The sequence below is a fragment of the Massilibacteroides sp. genome, assembly GCF_028705895.1.
Taxonomy (GTDB): Bacteria; Bacteroidota; Bacteroidia; order Bacteroidales; family Tannerellaceae; genus Massilibacteroides.
This window is the reverse complement of the sequence record NZ_JAQWCQ010000034.1, coordinates 1-15,737: the sequence shown is the minus strand read 5'-3', so window position 1 is coordinate 15,737 and position 15,737 is coordinate 1. Positions and strand designations below refer to the sequence as shown.

12 protein-coding genes and 1 riboswitch are annotated in these 15,737 nt (G+C 38.0%); of the genes, 11 read left to right on the top strand and 1 reads right to left on the bottom strand.

Annotation, left to right across the window (positions count from 1 at the left end; all coding sequences use genetic code 11):
• Nucleotides 1-60: 60 nt before the first annotated feature.
• Nucleotides 61-264 carry a hypothetical protein gene (locus PHT93_RS09725; protein ID WP_300242265.1) on the bottom strand — a complete coding sequence of 68 codons (204 nt, stop codon included), beginning with the start codon at nucleotides 262-264 and terminating at the stop codon, nucleotides 61-63.
• 112 nt (nucleotides 265-376) lie between these two features.
• Here PHT93_RS09725 and PHT93_RS09720 point away from each other — a divergent pair, with 112 nt between their 5' ends.
• The 11 genes from PHT93_RS09720 to PHT93_RS09670 all read left to right on the top strand — a co-directional run.
• Nucleotides 377-1,051, top strand: a complete 675-nt coding sequence (locus tag PHT93_RS09720) for a S24 family peptidase (RefSeq protein WP_300242263.1) — start codon at nucleotides 377-379, stop codon at nucleotides 1,049-1,051.
• Between the two features lie 254 nt (nucleotides 1,052-1,305).
• A riboswitch (cobalamin riboswitch) is annotated at nucleotides 1,306-1,506 on the top strand.
• A 68-nt stretch (nucleotides 1,507-1,574) separates the two neighbouring features.
• On the top strand, nucleotides 1,575-3,959 hold the full coding sequence (locus PHT93_RS09715) for an anaerobic ribonucleoside triphosphate reductase (RefSeq protein ID WP_300242260.1): 2,385 nt from the start codon (nucleotides 1,575-1,577) through the stop codon (nucleotides 3,957-3,959).
• Complete coding sequence (gene nrdG / locus PHT93_RS09710; RefSeq protein ID WP_300242258.1) at nucleotides 3,952-4,485, top strand: anaerobic ribonucleoside-triphosphate reductase activating protein; 534 nt, start codon at nucleotides 3,952-3,954, stop codon at nucleotides 4,483-4,485. The genes PHT93_RS09715 and nrdG overlap by 8 nt, the downstream gene beginning before the upstream one ends.
• A gap of 296 nt (nucleotides 4,486-4,781) precedes the next feature.
• Complete coding sequence (locus PHT93_RS09705) at nucleotides 4,782-6,056, top strand: DUF1080 domain-containing protein (RefSeq protein ID WP_300242256.1); 1,275 nt, start codon at nucleotides 4,782-4,784, stop codon at nucleotides 6,054-6,056.
• 33 nt (nucleotides 6,057-6,089) lie between these two features.
• Entirely contained in the window at nucleotides 6,090-7,604 is a 1,515-nt protein-coding gene (locus PHT93_RS09700) for a Gfo/Idh/MocA family oxidoreductase (RefSeq protein ID WP_300242254.1), read from the top strand.
• A 9-nt stretch (nucleotides 7,605-7,613) separates the two neighbouring features.
• Complete coding sequence (locus tag PHT93_RS09695) at nucleotides 7,614-8,468, top strand: sugar phosphate isomerase/epimerase (protein WP_300242252.1); 855 nt, start codon at nucleotides 7,614-7,616, stop codon at nucleotides 8,466-8,468.
• 114 nt (nucleotides 8,469-8,582) lie between these two features.
• Nucleotides 8,583-9,149: an RNA polymerase sigma-70 factor gene (locus PHT93_RS09690; protein ID WP_300242250.1), complete on the top strand. Its 567-nt coding sequence runs from the start codon at nucleotides 8,583-8,585 to the stop codon at nucleotides 9,147-9,149.
• 78 nt (nucleotides 9,150-9,227) lie between these two features.
• On the top strand, nucleotides 9,228-10,109 hold the full coding sequence (locus PHT93_RS09685; RefSeq protein WP_300242248.1) for a FecR domain-containing protein: 882 nt from the start codon (nucleotides 9,228-9,230) through the stop codon (nucleotides 10,107-10,109).
• A 271-nt stretch (nucleotides 10,110-10,380) separates the two neighbouring features.
• The gene (locus tag PHT93_RS09680) at nucleotides 10,381-13,701 is read left to right on the top strand and encodes a TonB-dependent receptor (RefSeq protein ID WP_300242246.1); all 3,321 of its coding nucleotides are present in this window, start codon (nucleotides 10,381-10,383) and stop codon (nucleotides 13,699-13,701) included.
• A gap of 11 nt (nucleotides 13,702-13,712) precedes the next feature.
• Nucleotides 13,713-15,479: a RagB/SusD family nutrient uptake outer membrane protein gene (locus tag PHT93_RS09675; RefSeq protein WP_300242244.1), complete on the top strand. Its 1,767-nt coding sequence runs from the start codon at nucleotides 13,713-13,715 to the stop codon at nucleotides 15,477-15,479.
• 21 nt (nucleotides 15,480-15,500) lie between these two features.
• The coding region (locus tag PHT93_RS09670; protein WP_300242242.1) for an FAD-dependent oxidoreductase at nucleotides 15,501-15,737 on the top strand (237 nt) is incomplete at its 3' end.

Sequence of the window (15,737 nt, the reverse complement as noted above, 5' to 3'; positions counted from 1 at the left end):
CGTAATGAATCTCTTAGAAAACATTGATAAGAAAGATCAATGTGGAACTTGTAGGCTTGTTTATTCACCCCATCTTTCAATTGCTACTTTTTTTATTTGTTCATAAATATCCCCTTGTTTAGATTTGATTGCATTCGTAACAGTGTTACGATGAATTCCCAAGGTTGTAGCCACTTCCTTTTTCCACCCATTGGGAAGAAAATCAGGCAGTCTTTTTTTATACACATCAGACTTCGACATAACAATTACCTGTAAATTATTCATATCTTTGAGGTTATTGTGCATGTGCACAAAGCGTTTCTGATAATTAATTTTCGAAAGATGCAAATAACGTAAATATATTTCTTTAAACAAAATTAAACGAAATTTATTTCACATGATAAAAGAAAGGGTTACCCAAATTGCTAAGTCTAAGGGTATTAAAAAAGAGATATTTTTTTCCAGAATAGGAACCACATCCGCTAATTTTAGAGGTAAAGCCAAAAATACGCCTTTAAGTTCTTCTACTATCGAAAATATATTATCGGAATTTCCCGATATTAATCTTGAATGGCTTATTACGGGAAAAGGGGAAATTTATATGACCAAACAGGATTCGACTAAATGTTCTGAATTACAATCTTTATCTTCGTTTGGAAAATACCCTGTTAAATTGTATGATGTAAATAAAATTACATCTTTAAAGGCCTTTTTTGAAGGGAAGGAGGGGAGCGTGTTAGATGAAATATATGTTCCCAATGCGCCCTTTTGCGACGGTGCTATCTATATAACAGGGGATAACATGTACCCTTTGCTAAAATCCGGAGATATAGTAATGTATAAAATAATGGCAAACCTGAATCATGTCATTTATGGTGAAATGTATCTCCTCTCTATAAAGTTCGAAAAGGATTCGTATGTTACTGTAAATTATATATGCAAATCTGAAAAATCCGGATGTTATAAGCTTGTTAGTTATAATCCTCATTATTCTCCTAAGGATGTACTTATATCGTCAATAGATGCCATTGCTTTGGTTAAAGTCAGTATTCGACAGAACACGATGGTTTAATTAAATATGTCGGTTTGCTTTTTTTACTATTTTGCGAAAAAAATATTTTTTTAGTTTGTATGTTTTCAATTTGTTTCTTTGGTGTTAATCTGTGTTTTTAGTAATTTCTTATGATAAACAATGTGATATAGCTTTGTTTTTGCTTAGATTAATTTCTTCTTTATCTCTTGAAGTTTACCATTTTGGAAAACTTTTTTGAAAAATAAAAAAATAAATACTCCTTTTTGGTTCACTTTATCGTTTTTTATTTACACCTTTGTGACAAACATATTGGTGTCATTATTCCGCATCTTCGGAGGCGTGATGAAAAGGGAATCAGGTGTAAATCCTGAACAGACCCGCTGCTGTAAGCTCTGCTAAAATAGTTGTATGCAACACCTCAATGCCACTTTAAAAGGGAAGGCCGCAATACAACAGAGTAAGTCAGAAGACCTGCCAATAGGTTTATATCTGCCTTTCGGGGATTAAAGGTACAGATAACAGGTGCAAATTGACCGTAATTATTAAAATATTTTTAAGTGCCATGAATTTTTCAGAAATCACTATCTCCAAACGCGATGGTACGCAGGAGAAATTTTCTATTGAGAAAATCAAAAATGCCATTACAAAAGCGTTCCGGGCAAGCAATACGCCGGACACGGAAAGGGAAATGTATGATATTGCACTGGCAGTAGCTTCTTCTATCAACACAGCAACAACAAGCGTAGAACAAATTCAGGATTTTGTGGAAAAGGAGCTGATGAAGCGCAATCCTATTGTTGCGAAGAAATACATCATTTACAGAGAGTGGCGGAATGTGGAAAGACACAAAAAGACGAATATGAAGCATATCATGGATGGCATTGTTTCAATTGAAAAGAATGATGTTAACCTTAGCAATGCGAATATGTCTGCTCATACGCCTGCCGGTCAGATGATGACGTTTGCTTCGGAGATTACCAAAGATTATGCGGAGAAGTATTTAATTAATCCCGAATATACGTTGGCACATAAGAATGGGGATATTCATATTCATGATCTGGATTATTATCCGACAAAAACAACGACTTGCATACAATATAACCTGGAAGAATTGTTTGAGAAAGGGTTTCGCACGAAAAACGGAAGTATCCGGACTCCTCAGTCTATCCAGAGTTATGCAACTTTGGCTACAATTGTGTTTCAGACCAATCAGAATGAACAACATGGCGGACAATCTATCCCCGCATTCGACTTCTTTATGGCGAAAGGTGTACTGAAAACTTTTCAAAAACATCTGGCATCAAATATTGACTTGTTGGCTCAACTCTCCGGGGTTGTTGTTGGTGAGAAGGAACTTCGTTCGCTTGTAAGAGAAACAATCTTAAGTATTCAGGTTAGTGATGCTGATATAAATATCTTGTTGCAGAAATTGTCAGAAGTTGGTGTCTCCTTTTCTTATAAGCAGTTGAAATTAGCGATTAATCGTTCGGAAGCAACTACGCGGAAGGAAACACATCAGGCTATGGAAGGCTTTATACACAACCTGAATACGATGCACTCAAGAGGCGGAAATCAGGTGGTGTTTAGTTCCATCAATTATGGAACAGATACTTCTCCGGAAGGACGTATGGTTATACGTGAACTATTGGCTGCTACAATCGAGGGATTAGGGCATGGTGAAGTGCCGGTTTTCCCTATACAGATATTTAAAGTTAAGGAGGGGGTGTCATTTAGTGAGAACGATTATAAACTGGCTTTAGAAGATTTCCAGGCAGCACTTAGTGGTAATGTGAAATTTGAGGCACCTAATTTTGATCTGTTACTTGAGGCCTGTCATACCACATCCGTAGCTTTATTCCCTAATTTCATGTTCTTAGATACTCCATTTAATAAACATGAAAAATGGGAAATAAATGATCCGCATAGATATATGTATGAAACAGCAACAATGGGATGTCGTACGCGCGTATTTGAAAATCTACATGGTGAGAAAACGTCTATCGGACGGGGAAATCTTTCCTTTACTTCTATCAATATGCCTCGTTTGGCTATAGAAGCTAAGTTGAAAGCTGAAACTCTATATCCGGATCTGGGAAAACAGGAAACACAAGACAAAGCCCGTGCATTCTTCCTGAAATCGATACATAATATTACTGAAATGGTTGCAGAGCAACTATATGACCGTTATCAATATCAGCGTACGGCTTTGGCTCGCCAGTTTCCATTCATGATGGGGAATAATATCTGGCAAGGTGGAGGTGAACTGAAATCGAATGATGAGGTGGCAGATACGATTAATTCAGGGACTTTGGGTATTGGATTTATTGGAGGACATAATGCTATGGTTGCCATTTATGGAGAAGGGCATGCCAAGAACCAACGCGCTTACCAAACTTTGTATGACGCAGTACTTGAAATCAATAAAGTTGTTGATGAATACAAGGAAAAGTATAATTTGAACTATTCCGTCCTGGCAACTCCAGCAGAAGGATTATCCGGTCGTTTTACGCGTATCGACAGAAAGAAATATGGAACGATAACGGGTGTGACAGATAAAGACTATTATGTAAACTCTTTCCATGTGGACGTAAAAGAACATGTGACTGTCGCAGAGAAGATAAAATTGGAGGCTCCATTCCATGCGATTACGAGAGGAGGACATATTACCTATGTGGAATTGGATGGTGAAGCCAAGAAAAATGTTTCGGTAATTCTTAAAATCGTTCATCAGATGAACAAGGAGAATATAGGTTATGGTTCGATTAACCATCCTGTCGATACTTGTCACCAATGCGGCTATAGAGGAATTATCTATGCTGAATGTCCGATTTGTAAAAGTGAAGATATCGTTCGTATGCGTCGTATCACAGGATATCTTACGGGAAGCTTGGAATCGTGGAACTCTGCTAAACAAGCAGAAGAAAAAGACCGCGTGAAACATGTTTAAGGAGCCGTTACGAATATTGAAGATATACAACGAAACCATCTCAGACGGAGAAGGTATCCGTTATTCTATCTACCTGTCGGGATGCAGTCATCACTGTAAAGGATGTCATAATCCGGACAGTTGGAACCCCGAAAGAGGAACTCTGCTTACAGAAGAATGGCTTGCGGAGATTGTGAATGACATCAATGCTAATCCGATGCTCGACGGAGTGACATTTTCAGGTGGAGACCCTTTTTATTATCCCGCCTCATTCTGTGAACTACTGCGAGAAATAAAAGAACGAACGAGAATGAATATCTGGTGCTATACCGGTTATACGTTGGAAGAAATAAAAAAGAAAACAGAACTGAATGCTTGTTTAGATTATATTGATACGTTAGTGGATGGTCGTTTTGTGCAAGAATTGTACTCTCCTTCACTCCTTTTTAGAGGAAGTGCGAATCAACGCATCATTAAGATCGATAAAAGAAAACAAAGCGTGCCTCAGAGTCTTCTTTTTAATCAACCGATACAAGGAGCTGTGTAAGCAAGAGTATAGTCTTTAAATCTTTTGGTATAGATTTTTTTTCTTTGTTGTCCCTTTGTTTTTTCTTTTTGATGACCATCGAAAGAAAAAACAAAGGGACGACTTTTTAAAAGCATTATAAGTGTTTAAAAATATCAACAAGGACTTCGGAAGACTATACTTTTATATTATGCCGGAAGAAAATAGCAGTGTAGGGAAATAAAAATTGAATTGTGAGTACGTAATAATTCATATCAAAGTGTCTTTTATTATAGGGTGTGTATGCTGTGATATATAATAATTATTATACAACTTATATGAAGCTACTGAAAATAAACACAATTGTATTTCTTCCGGCATTAATAATGTTTCTGACTTCATGTTCCGGCTCTGCTCATAATGCTTTGAGTGATGCTGAAAAGGCGGATGGTTGGCATTTGCTTTTTGACGGTAAGACACTGGATGGCTGGAGAGATTATAATGGAACCGCACTTACCGGTTCTTGGGAAGTGGAAGAGGGAACGATTAAAGCGCATGGGGAGGGTAGTGATACGAATGGCTACATTGTGACTGATCGTCAATTTGAGAATTTCGAATTAGTGTGGGACTGGAAGATCGCAAAAGGTGGAAATAGCGGATTGCTTTATCATGTGGTTGAGCGACCTCAGTTTCCTGTTCCATATCTTAGTGGACCGGAGTATCAGTTGATTGATGATGCCAATTTCCCGGAACCTTTAGAGGATTGGCAACGCTGTGGCGTGGATTATGCTATGTATCTTCCTGATTTTTCAACGATGAAAGTGAATCCCGCCGGAGAATGGAACACCTCTAAAATCATCTTTGATAACGGGCATGTAACCTACTATATGAATGGACAGAAAACGATAGAGTATGATGCCTGGACGGATGATTGGTTTGAACGAAGGAATAGTGGGAAATGGAATAACGCACCCGAATATGGATTGGCACGTAAAGGGGTGATTTGCCTTCAAGACCATGGTTCTGCTGCTTGGTTCAGAAATATAAAGATTAAAGAATTGCCGCGTAAAACTGAGGAGCGTTCACTTTTCAATGCAAATGATCTACAGGGATGGGAAAAATATGGAACAGAACTATGGTATGTAAAAGATGGTTTGTTGGTCTGTGAAAGTGGACCGGATAAACAGTATGGATATCTCGCTACACGGGAATATTTTGATAACTTTGAGCTATCGCTGGATTTTAAACAAGAGGCCGATGGAAATTCCGGTGTTTTTATTCGTTCTTTTATAGAAGAAAATGTCAAAGTAAACGGATGGCAGGTTGAGGTTGCTCCTAAAGGATACGATACGGGAGCTGTTTATGAGTCATACGGTAGAGGTTGGCTCATCCAGATTCCGGATGAGAAAGAGAGTATTCTGAAACCCGGAGACTGGAATAACTTGAGGATACGTGTTGATGGAGATCAGGTAATAACCTGGCTGAACGGAGAAGAAATGGTTAATCTCAGAGACGAAAAAATCGGAAAGGGGCAGGGGCGAATTGCCTTGCAGATACACGATGGCGGAGGAATAAAAGTTCTCTGGCGAAATTTGAAGATAAAGACTTTATAATACGCGATTATTAATCTTATTAAACAACTATACATGAAAAACATTTCAAGAAGAGACTTTATCCGAACCGGGTCTTTAGCGGCTGCCGGTTTGACGATTGTTCCCGGATCAATTCTGGGAAAATCTCATGGATACATTGCACCAAGTGACAAACTGAATATTGCCGGTATTGGAGTAGGAGGAATGGGACGGCGTAACTTAGCCAATATGAATACCGAAAACATTGTTGCGCTTTGTGATGTGGATTGGAAATATGCGGCTAAAACGTTTGCTGATTATCCCAAAGCAAAACAATTTAAAGACTGGCGTGTCATGTTCGACCAGCTGGGTAGTTCTATTGATGCAATTATGGTAGCTACTCCGGATCATACGCATGCCGGCGTTACAGCTCATGCCATTACTTTAGGAAAGCATTGCTATACCCAGAAACCGTTGACTCACTCTGTTTACGAATCTCGTTTGCTTACAAAATTAGCAAAGAAATACAGAGTCGCTACACAGATGGGTAATCAAGGAAATTCATTCGACTGGTGTCGTCAGATTACTGAGTGGATACAGTCCGGTATAATAGGAGAGGTTAATGAAGTACATTGCTGGACAGACAGACCTATCTGGCCTCAAGGTTTGCAAGAACCGAAAGATAAGATAAAGACACCTTCTACTTTAGACTGGGATTTATTTATCGGTCCGGCTCAAAAACGTCCGTATAATCCGGTATATACCCCTTGGAACTGGCGTGGATGGTGGGATTTTGGAACGGGAGCACTCGGAGATATGGCCTGTCATATTATGGATCCGCTTTATTGGGCTTTGGATTTGAAATACCCAACAAGCGTAATCGGTAGTTCGACATTAAGTAATATGTATTCTCCCCCTCATGCACAGGTGGTTACTTATACATTCCCTGCACGTCCGCCTAAAGGAAATGTCAAAATGCCGGAAGTGAAAGTCTTCTGGTATGATGGTGGTCTTATGCCTCCTCGCCCTGAAGAATTAAAAGATGGAGAGATGATGGGAGACGAAAATGGAGGAATCATCTTTATCGGAACGAAAGGAAAGATCATGACCGGTTGCTACGGAATGAATCCTACTCTACTTCCTGCATCAGCAATGGAGAATTTCAATCAGCCGAAGCCAACTATTCCGAGAGTAAAGGGTGGTAATGGGAATATCTGGAATACGAATGCGCATGAACAAGATTGGATCCGTGCTTGTAAGGAATCTCCGGATAACCGTACAGAAGCTTCTTCTAACTTCCAGTTCTCCGGCCCATTCAATGAAATGGTGGTTATGGGAGTGCTTGCCGTGCGTCTTTCCGGTTTACATGGTCTGCACCGTGAACTTCAATGGGATGGCGAGAATATGCGTTTCACGAATATCTCTGCATCTGATAAGATCAAGATTGTAACGGTAGATGACTTTAAGGTCATAGATGGAGATCCAAGATTTGATCGCCGTTTTGCTGAGTTCAGTGCTAAAGACATGGCCGAAGAATGGATCAAACACACGTATAATAACGGTTTTTCATTACCGGAAATGCCGAAATAAGAATAGCGTATGAAAAAGAATCTATTAAAAGCAATATTACTTCTGCTTACAATCCTATTCGTGCTTCCGGCAGGAGCGCAGACTAAAGCAGAAAAGAATGGTTGGAGACTGGGGATGCAATCTTATTCCTTTCATAAATTCACCTTAGTTGAAGCATTAGACAAAACCCAAGAATTGGGGATCAAGTATATCGAGATCTATCCCGGACATAAGCTGGGAGGAAAGTGGGGAGATAAAGTTTTTGATTTTAATCTCGACGCCACAACCCAACGCGAGATTTTGCAATTAGCAGTATCGAAAGGTATTAAAATTGTAGGTTGTGGAGTTTATGTAGCTGATAAATCATCCGATTGGGAGAAAATGTTCAAGTTTGCCCAGCAAATGAAACTGGAATTTATCACTTGTGAACCCGCTTTGGCTGATTGGGACCTGGTAGAACGCTTAGCTAAACTGTATAATATAAAAGTAAGTGTACATAATCATCCTCAGCCTTCGGAATATTGGACACCGGATAATCTGTTAAAGGCGATCAAAAGCAGAAGCCCTATGATCGGATCCTGTGCTGATGTCGGACATTGGCGTCGAGAGGGATTAAATCAAATAGATTGTCTTAAAAGACTTGATGGCCGTGTAATTTCTTTGCATTTTAAAGATATTGCAGAGAAAAAGGCCGGAGAAAAAGAACAACATGATGTGATCTGGGGTACGGGAATTCTGGATGTGAAAGGGATGCTGAAGGAGTTGACGAGACAAAAATTTAAAGGCGTATTCTCTATTGAATATGAATACAACTGGGATAATTCTGTTCCTGATATAAAACAATGTATTGATTATTTCAATCAGGTTACAGACGAATTGTTCTGATTGTTTATACAGGTTGTCTTCGTATAACGAGTAATTATTTATGAAGGTCTCTCAAATGCATCGTATTGTGTAGCTTTGCTTTTGAGAACCTTCATTCTTCTAATTAAATTGGGAATGTCAAAGCTATCTGAAGAAGAAATGATTGCGCTTTTGAAGCAAGGAAACTGGTGGGCTTTCAACTCGATTTTTAACACATATTATCTTCAACTTTATTTTCACTGCCGTAAATATATACCCGACACAGAAGAAGCAAAAGATTTATTACAAAATGTTTTCTTACGACTTTGGGATAAAAGAGAAGAAATTGAAATAGAAATTTCTCTGAAAGCATATTTGTTCCGTTGTGTTCAGAATGAATGTTTAAACGCCATACGATCATCACGTTCTACTATTTCATTGTCCGAGATTGACGGAGAAAGTATAATACTGCCGGATAGAGGAGGCCAATCTTCCCCTGAAATAGATACAGAAGGACGTGAAATAGAAAAGGCAATTGACTCTGTTATTGAAACTTTACCCGAGCAATGCCGGAATATATTTATTCTTAGCCGGATTAAAGGAATGAGAAATAAAGATATTGCCCAACATTTATCGGTGTCTGTAAGAACCGTAGATACGCAGATATACCGAGCCTTGAAGATTATGAAAAAAGGATTAAAAGATTATTTATCTTCTGAATAAAATAAAATCATGTAAGTAATAATTGCGTAACCGGTGTCTTATACAAAGCAAAATAAAAAAGGTATAACAAATTTAGATATGGAAGACCAGTATTCAAAGATTTTAAAAAAGTGTTTAGAGGATGAGGTAAACATCCAGGAAGAATGGACGCGTTTATCTTCAACGATAAAGGAAGAAAAGGTTTCCCGGAAACAAACTAAAAAGAAGAAACAGCTCGTTTTTTCTTTTATGAAATACGTAGCTGCCATTCTTCTGGGCGTTATCATCTCTTCTGCTGCCATTTTCTTGATCAACGACAAGCCGGAGTATGAAACAATGAATAACTATAAACTCCATACAGACAAAGGAGAAAAAAGTTATATTGAGTTACCCGATGGATCTAAAATATGGCTGAATACCTGTACCACAATTGAATACTCTCCTGATTATGGAAAATCCAACAGAGACATTTATTTAGATGGGGAAGCCTATTTCGAGGTAGCCCGAAACAAAGAGATTCCTTTTGTCGTTAAAACCAATGGGATAAACGTAAAAGCACTCGGTACAACGTTCAATGTTTCTGCTTATTCCGACGACCCCAAACTAATCACTACGCTATACAGTGGGCAGGTATCTGTACAACCTACCCTCACAAAACAAGAAATATTGTTAGACCCCAACCAAATGGCCGTATATTATAAAGACCGCCACCGTATTGAAAAGATGTCATCTGTTGAAAAAAAGCCTCTCCAATGGCGTGATGGAATATTGTCCTTCGAGATGATGCAAATGGAAGAGATTGTTCGATTGCTTGAACGAAACTACGATATCATATTCCAATACGAGAACCAGCGCATAAAAAAACTACATTTTAGCGGAACATTTAGCAGCAACGAGTCGATCAATGATATTCTGAAAGTAATAACCACGAATACATCGATAGGGTATGTAATAAATAAAGATACAGTAGTATTTAGATAACCCCATTCTTTTCACCAGTATAACATAAAATTTACACCTACCTCTAAATTCATTTACAGGTAGGTGTATTTTCATTTAGACCTACCTCTAAATTTATTTTAGATAGGTCGTAAGTAATATCTCATTCTGTCGTGTCATATTAGAAAGAGATTATTAGTAATGAATCTATTTAAAATATGTCAGCCTATGATAAACCCAATACTCGATGAAGGTTAACCCACCTTTACTTATCTTTTTTGTAAATCAATATTCATTTCAAAACAAATCATTTATGAAAGAACATTTTAAGAAATTTATTCTTGTATGTCTCTGTCTTACAATGTTTCAATTGCCTACCGTTTTTGCCGCCGGTCAAATGATCACGCTTAATATTGCAAAAGGAACAATGTCTGAAGTGTTCAAAGAGATAGAGAAACAAAGCGATTACAAATTTTTTTACAATAATGAACAGATAAACCTTAGCATTCCTGTCGATGTGAATGTTGAGGAAAACTCTATCGATAATGTGTTGAAACAGGTTTTTTCGGGGACAAATATAACCTATAAAATCATTAATAATCATATTGTTCTAACCAACACAACACATAAGAATATTCCATCTGTTGCTCAACAGGGAAAAACTGTAAGAGGTAAGATCGTCGATTTTCAAGATGAACCACTTATCGGCGTCAATGTGGTTGTGAAAGGTACTACAAATGGAACGATGACTGATGTTGACGGGAATTTTCAAATCGATAATATCCCGGATAATGCAATTCTTGTTTTTTCATATATTGGTTATTTAGCGCAGGAAGTTGCTTTGAATGGGCAATCTTTTGTTAACATAACACTAAGAGAAGATACGCAGAAATTAGATGAAGTGGTGGTTGTAGGTTATGGGACGCAAAAGAAAGTTAATCTTACAGGGTCAGTGCAAAATGTGACCAGCGAAGATTTGATGAAGCGTAATTTGTCAAATACGTCCACTGCTTTACAAGGATTAATACCCGGAGTTTCTGTTCAACAGTCGTCAGGTCGTCCAGGAGGAGATGGCTCTTCTATTACAATACGTGGAACTGGATCAATCAATTCTTCAACAGGGCCTTTGGTTTTAATTGATGGAGTAGAAGGCGATATTAATAATATTGACATGAATGCAATAGAATCGGTCTCAATCCTGAAGGATGCAGCATCAGCATCAATTTATGGCTCACGTGCTTCTAATGGAGTAATCTTGGTTACAACAAAAAGAGCTCAAGGTGGAGGTGTAAAAATTAGCTATAATGCTTACGCAGGATTTAATACGCCAACGGCTATGCCTGATCCGGTAAATGCTGTAGAATATATGGAGGCCGTTAATACCGCACGTAAGAATGCTGATATGGATCCGCAATATTCAGATGATATAATTAATATTTACAAAACTCAAGGTGCGGATAATTTGAATTATTATGATACCAATTGGCGCGATCTTGTTATTAAAAATGCAGCGCTTGTTCATAATCACTCAGTCAGTCTTAGTGGTGGTTCTGATGTTTTCCGGATGTTTGCAAATGCGGGTTATTACTACCAAGATGGACAAATTTCTAATAATGATTATAAACGTATGACACTCCGGGTAAATACCGATGCCCAAGTGCTTAAGTGGATGAAGGTAGGAGTCGATATCAATATACGCCAATCTGATGTAAAACGTCCCAGTATGGAAGAACCGGAATCGACTATAAATAAAGCGTTAACATTTACTCCTGTTTTCTCAGGAAAGAATGATGATGGGACATGGGGATTTGGACAGAATGGAGATAATCCTATAGCTGTGTCAAAAGCGGGAGGTGTTCATACAGGGATAACTCCTGAATTGGGGATAAAAGGATTGGTTTTATTAACTCCCTTTGAAGGCTTTGAAACATTAGCCAGCTATAGTAGTCGAAAAGTTGAATATAAATCTGATTATTTTATTAAACCATACGATACCTATGAAAATGGAAGTTTCAAGACTACTTATCCACCCGATGGTGCATACAAAAATGATTCGTGGAGTCAAACGATAACAAATCAATTTAATTTGCAAATGTCTTATGAGAAGAGTGTTGCAAAGAACTATTTTAAAGTATTGGGAGGAGTGCAAACAGAGGAACGAACGATCCGTAGCTTTGGGGCATCACGAAGAGGATATGAGTTTGATGGTTTTGAGGAGATTAATCATGGGGATGTTTCAACTGCAACAAACTCCGGAGGACGGTTAGAATGGGCGATGGTGTCTTATTTTGGTCGTATTAACTATTCTTTTGCAGAAAGATATCTATTAGAGCTAAATGGTAGATGGGATGCCTCATCTCGTTTTATGAAAGATTATCGTTGGGGATTTTTTCCTTCTATTTCTGCGGGATGGAGAATCTCGGAAGAGACCTTCTTTGCTCCATTGAAAAGCCTTGTTGATAATTTAAAATTAAGAGCTTCTTATGGAACATTAGGAAATCAGGATATTGTTCTAAACGGTAGTGCTGTTTATTATCCTTATGCGGCTTCTATTGGATCAGGATATGGTTACTGGTTTGATAAGACATTAGGTTCTGGTGTTGCCCAAACTCAGGTTGCAAACGAAAAGATTTCATGGGAAAAATCCACTCAGTTGAATTTTGGTGTTGATGGAAGTGCTTTAAATTCAAGGATTAATGTCAGTTTTGATTATTATGTTCGTAAAATCAATAAAATGTTGCAGCAGTTTCCTGTTCCAATGTTTGTTGGTCTGTCATCTCCGTGGGAGAATGCAGGATCTATGAAAAATAATGGTTGGGATTTGTCTGTTACCTGGAGAGATAAAGTGGGTAATGTGAATTACCATGTTACGGGCAATTTATCTGATGTTAAAAATGAGGTTACTAATCTATATGGGAATGAATATATTGGAACGCAGATTATAAAAGAGGGTTTGCCGCTTCGTTCTTGGTATGGGTATGTCTCTGATGGTTATTTCCAGAGTCAGGAAGAGATTGATAGCTATCCTGTTTATGGAGGAAATAAAGACAACGTAAAACCGGGCTATATCAGATATAAAGACATTAGTGGGCCGGATGGAATTCCTGATGGGAAGATCACAGATGATGATCGTCAGGTGATTGGAAATCCATATCCTCGATATGAGTTCAGTTTGAACTTTGGTGCAGATTGGAAAGGTTTCGACTTTGCTGTCTTTTTACAGGGAGTTGGTAAAAAAGATATTCTATATACCGGTAATGGTGCCCGTCCATTCTATGTGGGCCGTACTATCTTCAAAAATCAGTTAGATACTTGGACCCCCGATAATAGAGATGCTGAATTTCCTTTACTACTAATTGATGGTTCAGGGAATAATCCGAATAATATTGTTTCAGACTTCTGGATAAAGAGTGGTGCCTACATGCGTTTGAAAAATCTTGTCATAGGCTATACAATTCCTAAAAATCTGATTAATAAATTAGGAATAAACAACCTACGTTTTTATGTGAGTGGGCAGAATCTATTTACGTTTAGTAGTGCTTATAAAGGATATGATCCTGAGAATTATGTAAGTAATGGGAATTTTTATCCAGTCATGCAGACATTTAGTTTGGGTGTAGATATTCGATTTTAAAAAGTAAACATATGAAAAACTCAATATTAAAAATAACATTGATCCTATTGGTCGGGATAATATTTGGTTCTTGTTCGGATTTCTTAGACAGAGAACCTTCGGATTACTCATCTTCTGGTTTTTATAAATCGGAAGCAGCAATAGAAAATGGGACTTCCGGAGTTTATAATTGTATCTATATGAATATCGGATATAGTCTGCCATTTAATGTCACTCTGGATCATTATACCGGACTTGCAATGGAAAGAGCGGAGAATACGACTATAGGAGCTGGTGGTGCATTGAATCCGGACAATTCAAGTGTACAATCTTTTTGGAGTATGCTTTATGTTTTAGTTGCCAGAAGTAATTCTGTTATTTATGGATCAACAGATTATATGGAAGGACTTGGAGATAAGGCATATCAATATGTATCAGAGGTACGGGTGTTAAGAGCTTTTGCTTATTATAATCTGATTTCAACTTATGGAGATATTCCATTTTTTACTTCACCTGTGACAATTGACGAGTATAAAGATACACGTACATCAAAAGTTGAGGTTTTGGATTTTATACTAAATGAATTGGAAGAGTCCACAGCTTATTTACCTTGGACAGCAAGCGAACGAGGGCGTGTGGATAAGTCGTTTGCTTATGGGCTAAAAGCTCGTGCTGCCTTGTTAGGTGGAAGTCTTGATTATGGAGGGAAAAGTGCTGAATATTTTCGGATTTCAGCAGATGCTTCCTCCAAAGTGATCGGACAAAGACAGTTGGCAAAATCATTTGATGATTTGTTTAATATTACCGGACAAGCTAAATCCGATGTGAGAAATGAAATGTTGTTCGAATTGATGTATTCTAACTTAGGATCTCGTAAAACACATGTTGTTGGATTTGGTCAGGTTTCACGTAATACAGGTCAGACAGGAAGGCATCCATCTATGCTCCTCGCAGATATGTTTGAATGTACGGATGGAAAACGTATTGATGAATCTCCTTTATATGATCCGCATCACCCACAAAAAAACAGAGATCCTCGTTTTCATTCTACATTGTGGATGCATGGTGATACTGTGACAGTAAACAATGGTTCTGTCGTACGCCATGTTCTGAATGCATATGATATGGAAACGCCATTTTATAATTTCACTACAGAAGAGTGGGAAATGAAAAATAATGCAGATATAAATAGTGCTGCTGCTTGGGCAAGTTTTTGTAATGCAGGCTCTGGTTATATCTGGGCTAAATTCAGTAATGAAATAGCTGAAAACATAAGTGCTCAAACTTGTAATATCCCGATTATGCGTTATGCAGAGGTGTTGCTGACTTACGCCGAAGCAAAAATTGAACTTAATGAATTGGATAATTCTGTCTATGAAGCAATAAATGAAGTACGTAATCGTGTAAATATGCCTAATGTTTCTTCTGATAGAATAGGTAATCAAGACAAAATGAGACAGCTTGTTAGAAATGAAAGGAAAGTTGAACTTGCTCTTGAAGGATTGCACCAGGTTGATGTGAGAAGATGGGATATTGGTGATCTGGAAAATGGACAACCAAGTTATGGACTTCCTTTACCCGAAATACGTTATGAAGGACTAAGTGATAATGCTATTCCCAATTTTACGACATCCGAACGTCACAATCTCAATAATATAGCATCCTATGACTCATATAAAGAAAAATTAAAAGTACGCGACAGGAATAGATTTTGGGATAAAAAATTTAACTTGTGGCCTATTCCACAGCTTGAAATAGATCGGAACCCTAATCTAACTCAAAATGAGGGTTATTATTAAGTTAAACGCTAAAATAAGATAATGATAACACGTAGAGATTTTTTTAAAGTGACGGCAGCGAGTGGATGCTTGTCTGTTTTGCCTACATCATTTATTTCTTGTAACGAAACATCGGCGAAGACTGCGGGTAGGGCTAAGGAAATGAAGGCTGATCTGGTGATCGCAGGTGGTGGCGTTGGGGGATGTGCTGCGGCTTTGTCTGCGTTGAGGAAAGGTTTAAGCGTAATCCTTACGGAGGAGACGGATTGGATAGGTGGG

Coding starts and splice junctions, on each gene's coding strand:
- PHT93_RS09725 (WP_300242265.1), bottom strand. CDS start 264: ATGAATAATTTACAGGTAATTGTTATGTCGAAGTCTGATGTGTATAAA.
- PHT93_RS09720 (WP_300242263.1), top strand. CDS start 377: ATGATAAAAGAAAGGGTTACCCAAATTGCTAAGTCTAAGGGTATTAAA.
- PHT93_RS09715 (WP_300242260.1), top strand. CDS start 1,575: ATGAATTTTTCAGAAATCACTATCTCCAAACGCGATGGTACGCAGGAG.
- nrdG (WP_300242258.1), top strand. CDS start 3,952: ATGTTTAAGGAGCCGTTACGAATATTGAAGATATACAACGAAACCATC.
- PHT93_RS09705 (WP_300242256.1), top strand. CDS start 4,782: ATGAAGCTACTGAAAATAAACACAATTGTATTTCTTCCGGCATTAATA.
- PHT93_RS09700 (WP_300242254.1), top strand. CDS start 6,090: ATGAAAAACATTTCAAGAAGAGACTTTATCCGAACCGGGTCTTTAGCG.
- PHT93_RS09695 (WP_300242252.1), top strand. CDS start 7,614: ATGAAAAAGAATCTATTAAAAGCAATATTACTTCTGCTTACAATCCTA.
- PHT93_RS09690 (WP_300242250.1), top strand. CDS start 8,583: ATGTCAAAGCTATCTGAAGAAGAAATGATTGCGCTTTTGAAGCAAGGA.
- PHT93_RS09685 (WP_300242248.1), top strand. CDS start 9,228: ATGGAAGACCAGTATTCAAAGATTTTAAAAAAGTGTTTAGAGGATGAG.
- PHT93_RS09680 (WP_300242246.1), top strand. CDS start 10,381: ATGAAAGAACATTTTAAGAAATTTATTCTTGTATGTCTCTGTCTTACA.
- PHT93_RS09675 (WP_300242244.1), top strand. CDS start 13,713: ATGAAAAACTCAATATTAAAAATAACATTGATCCTATTGGTCGGGATA.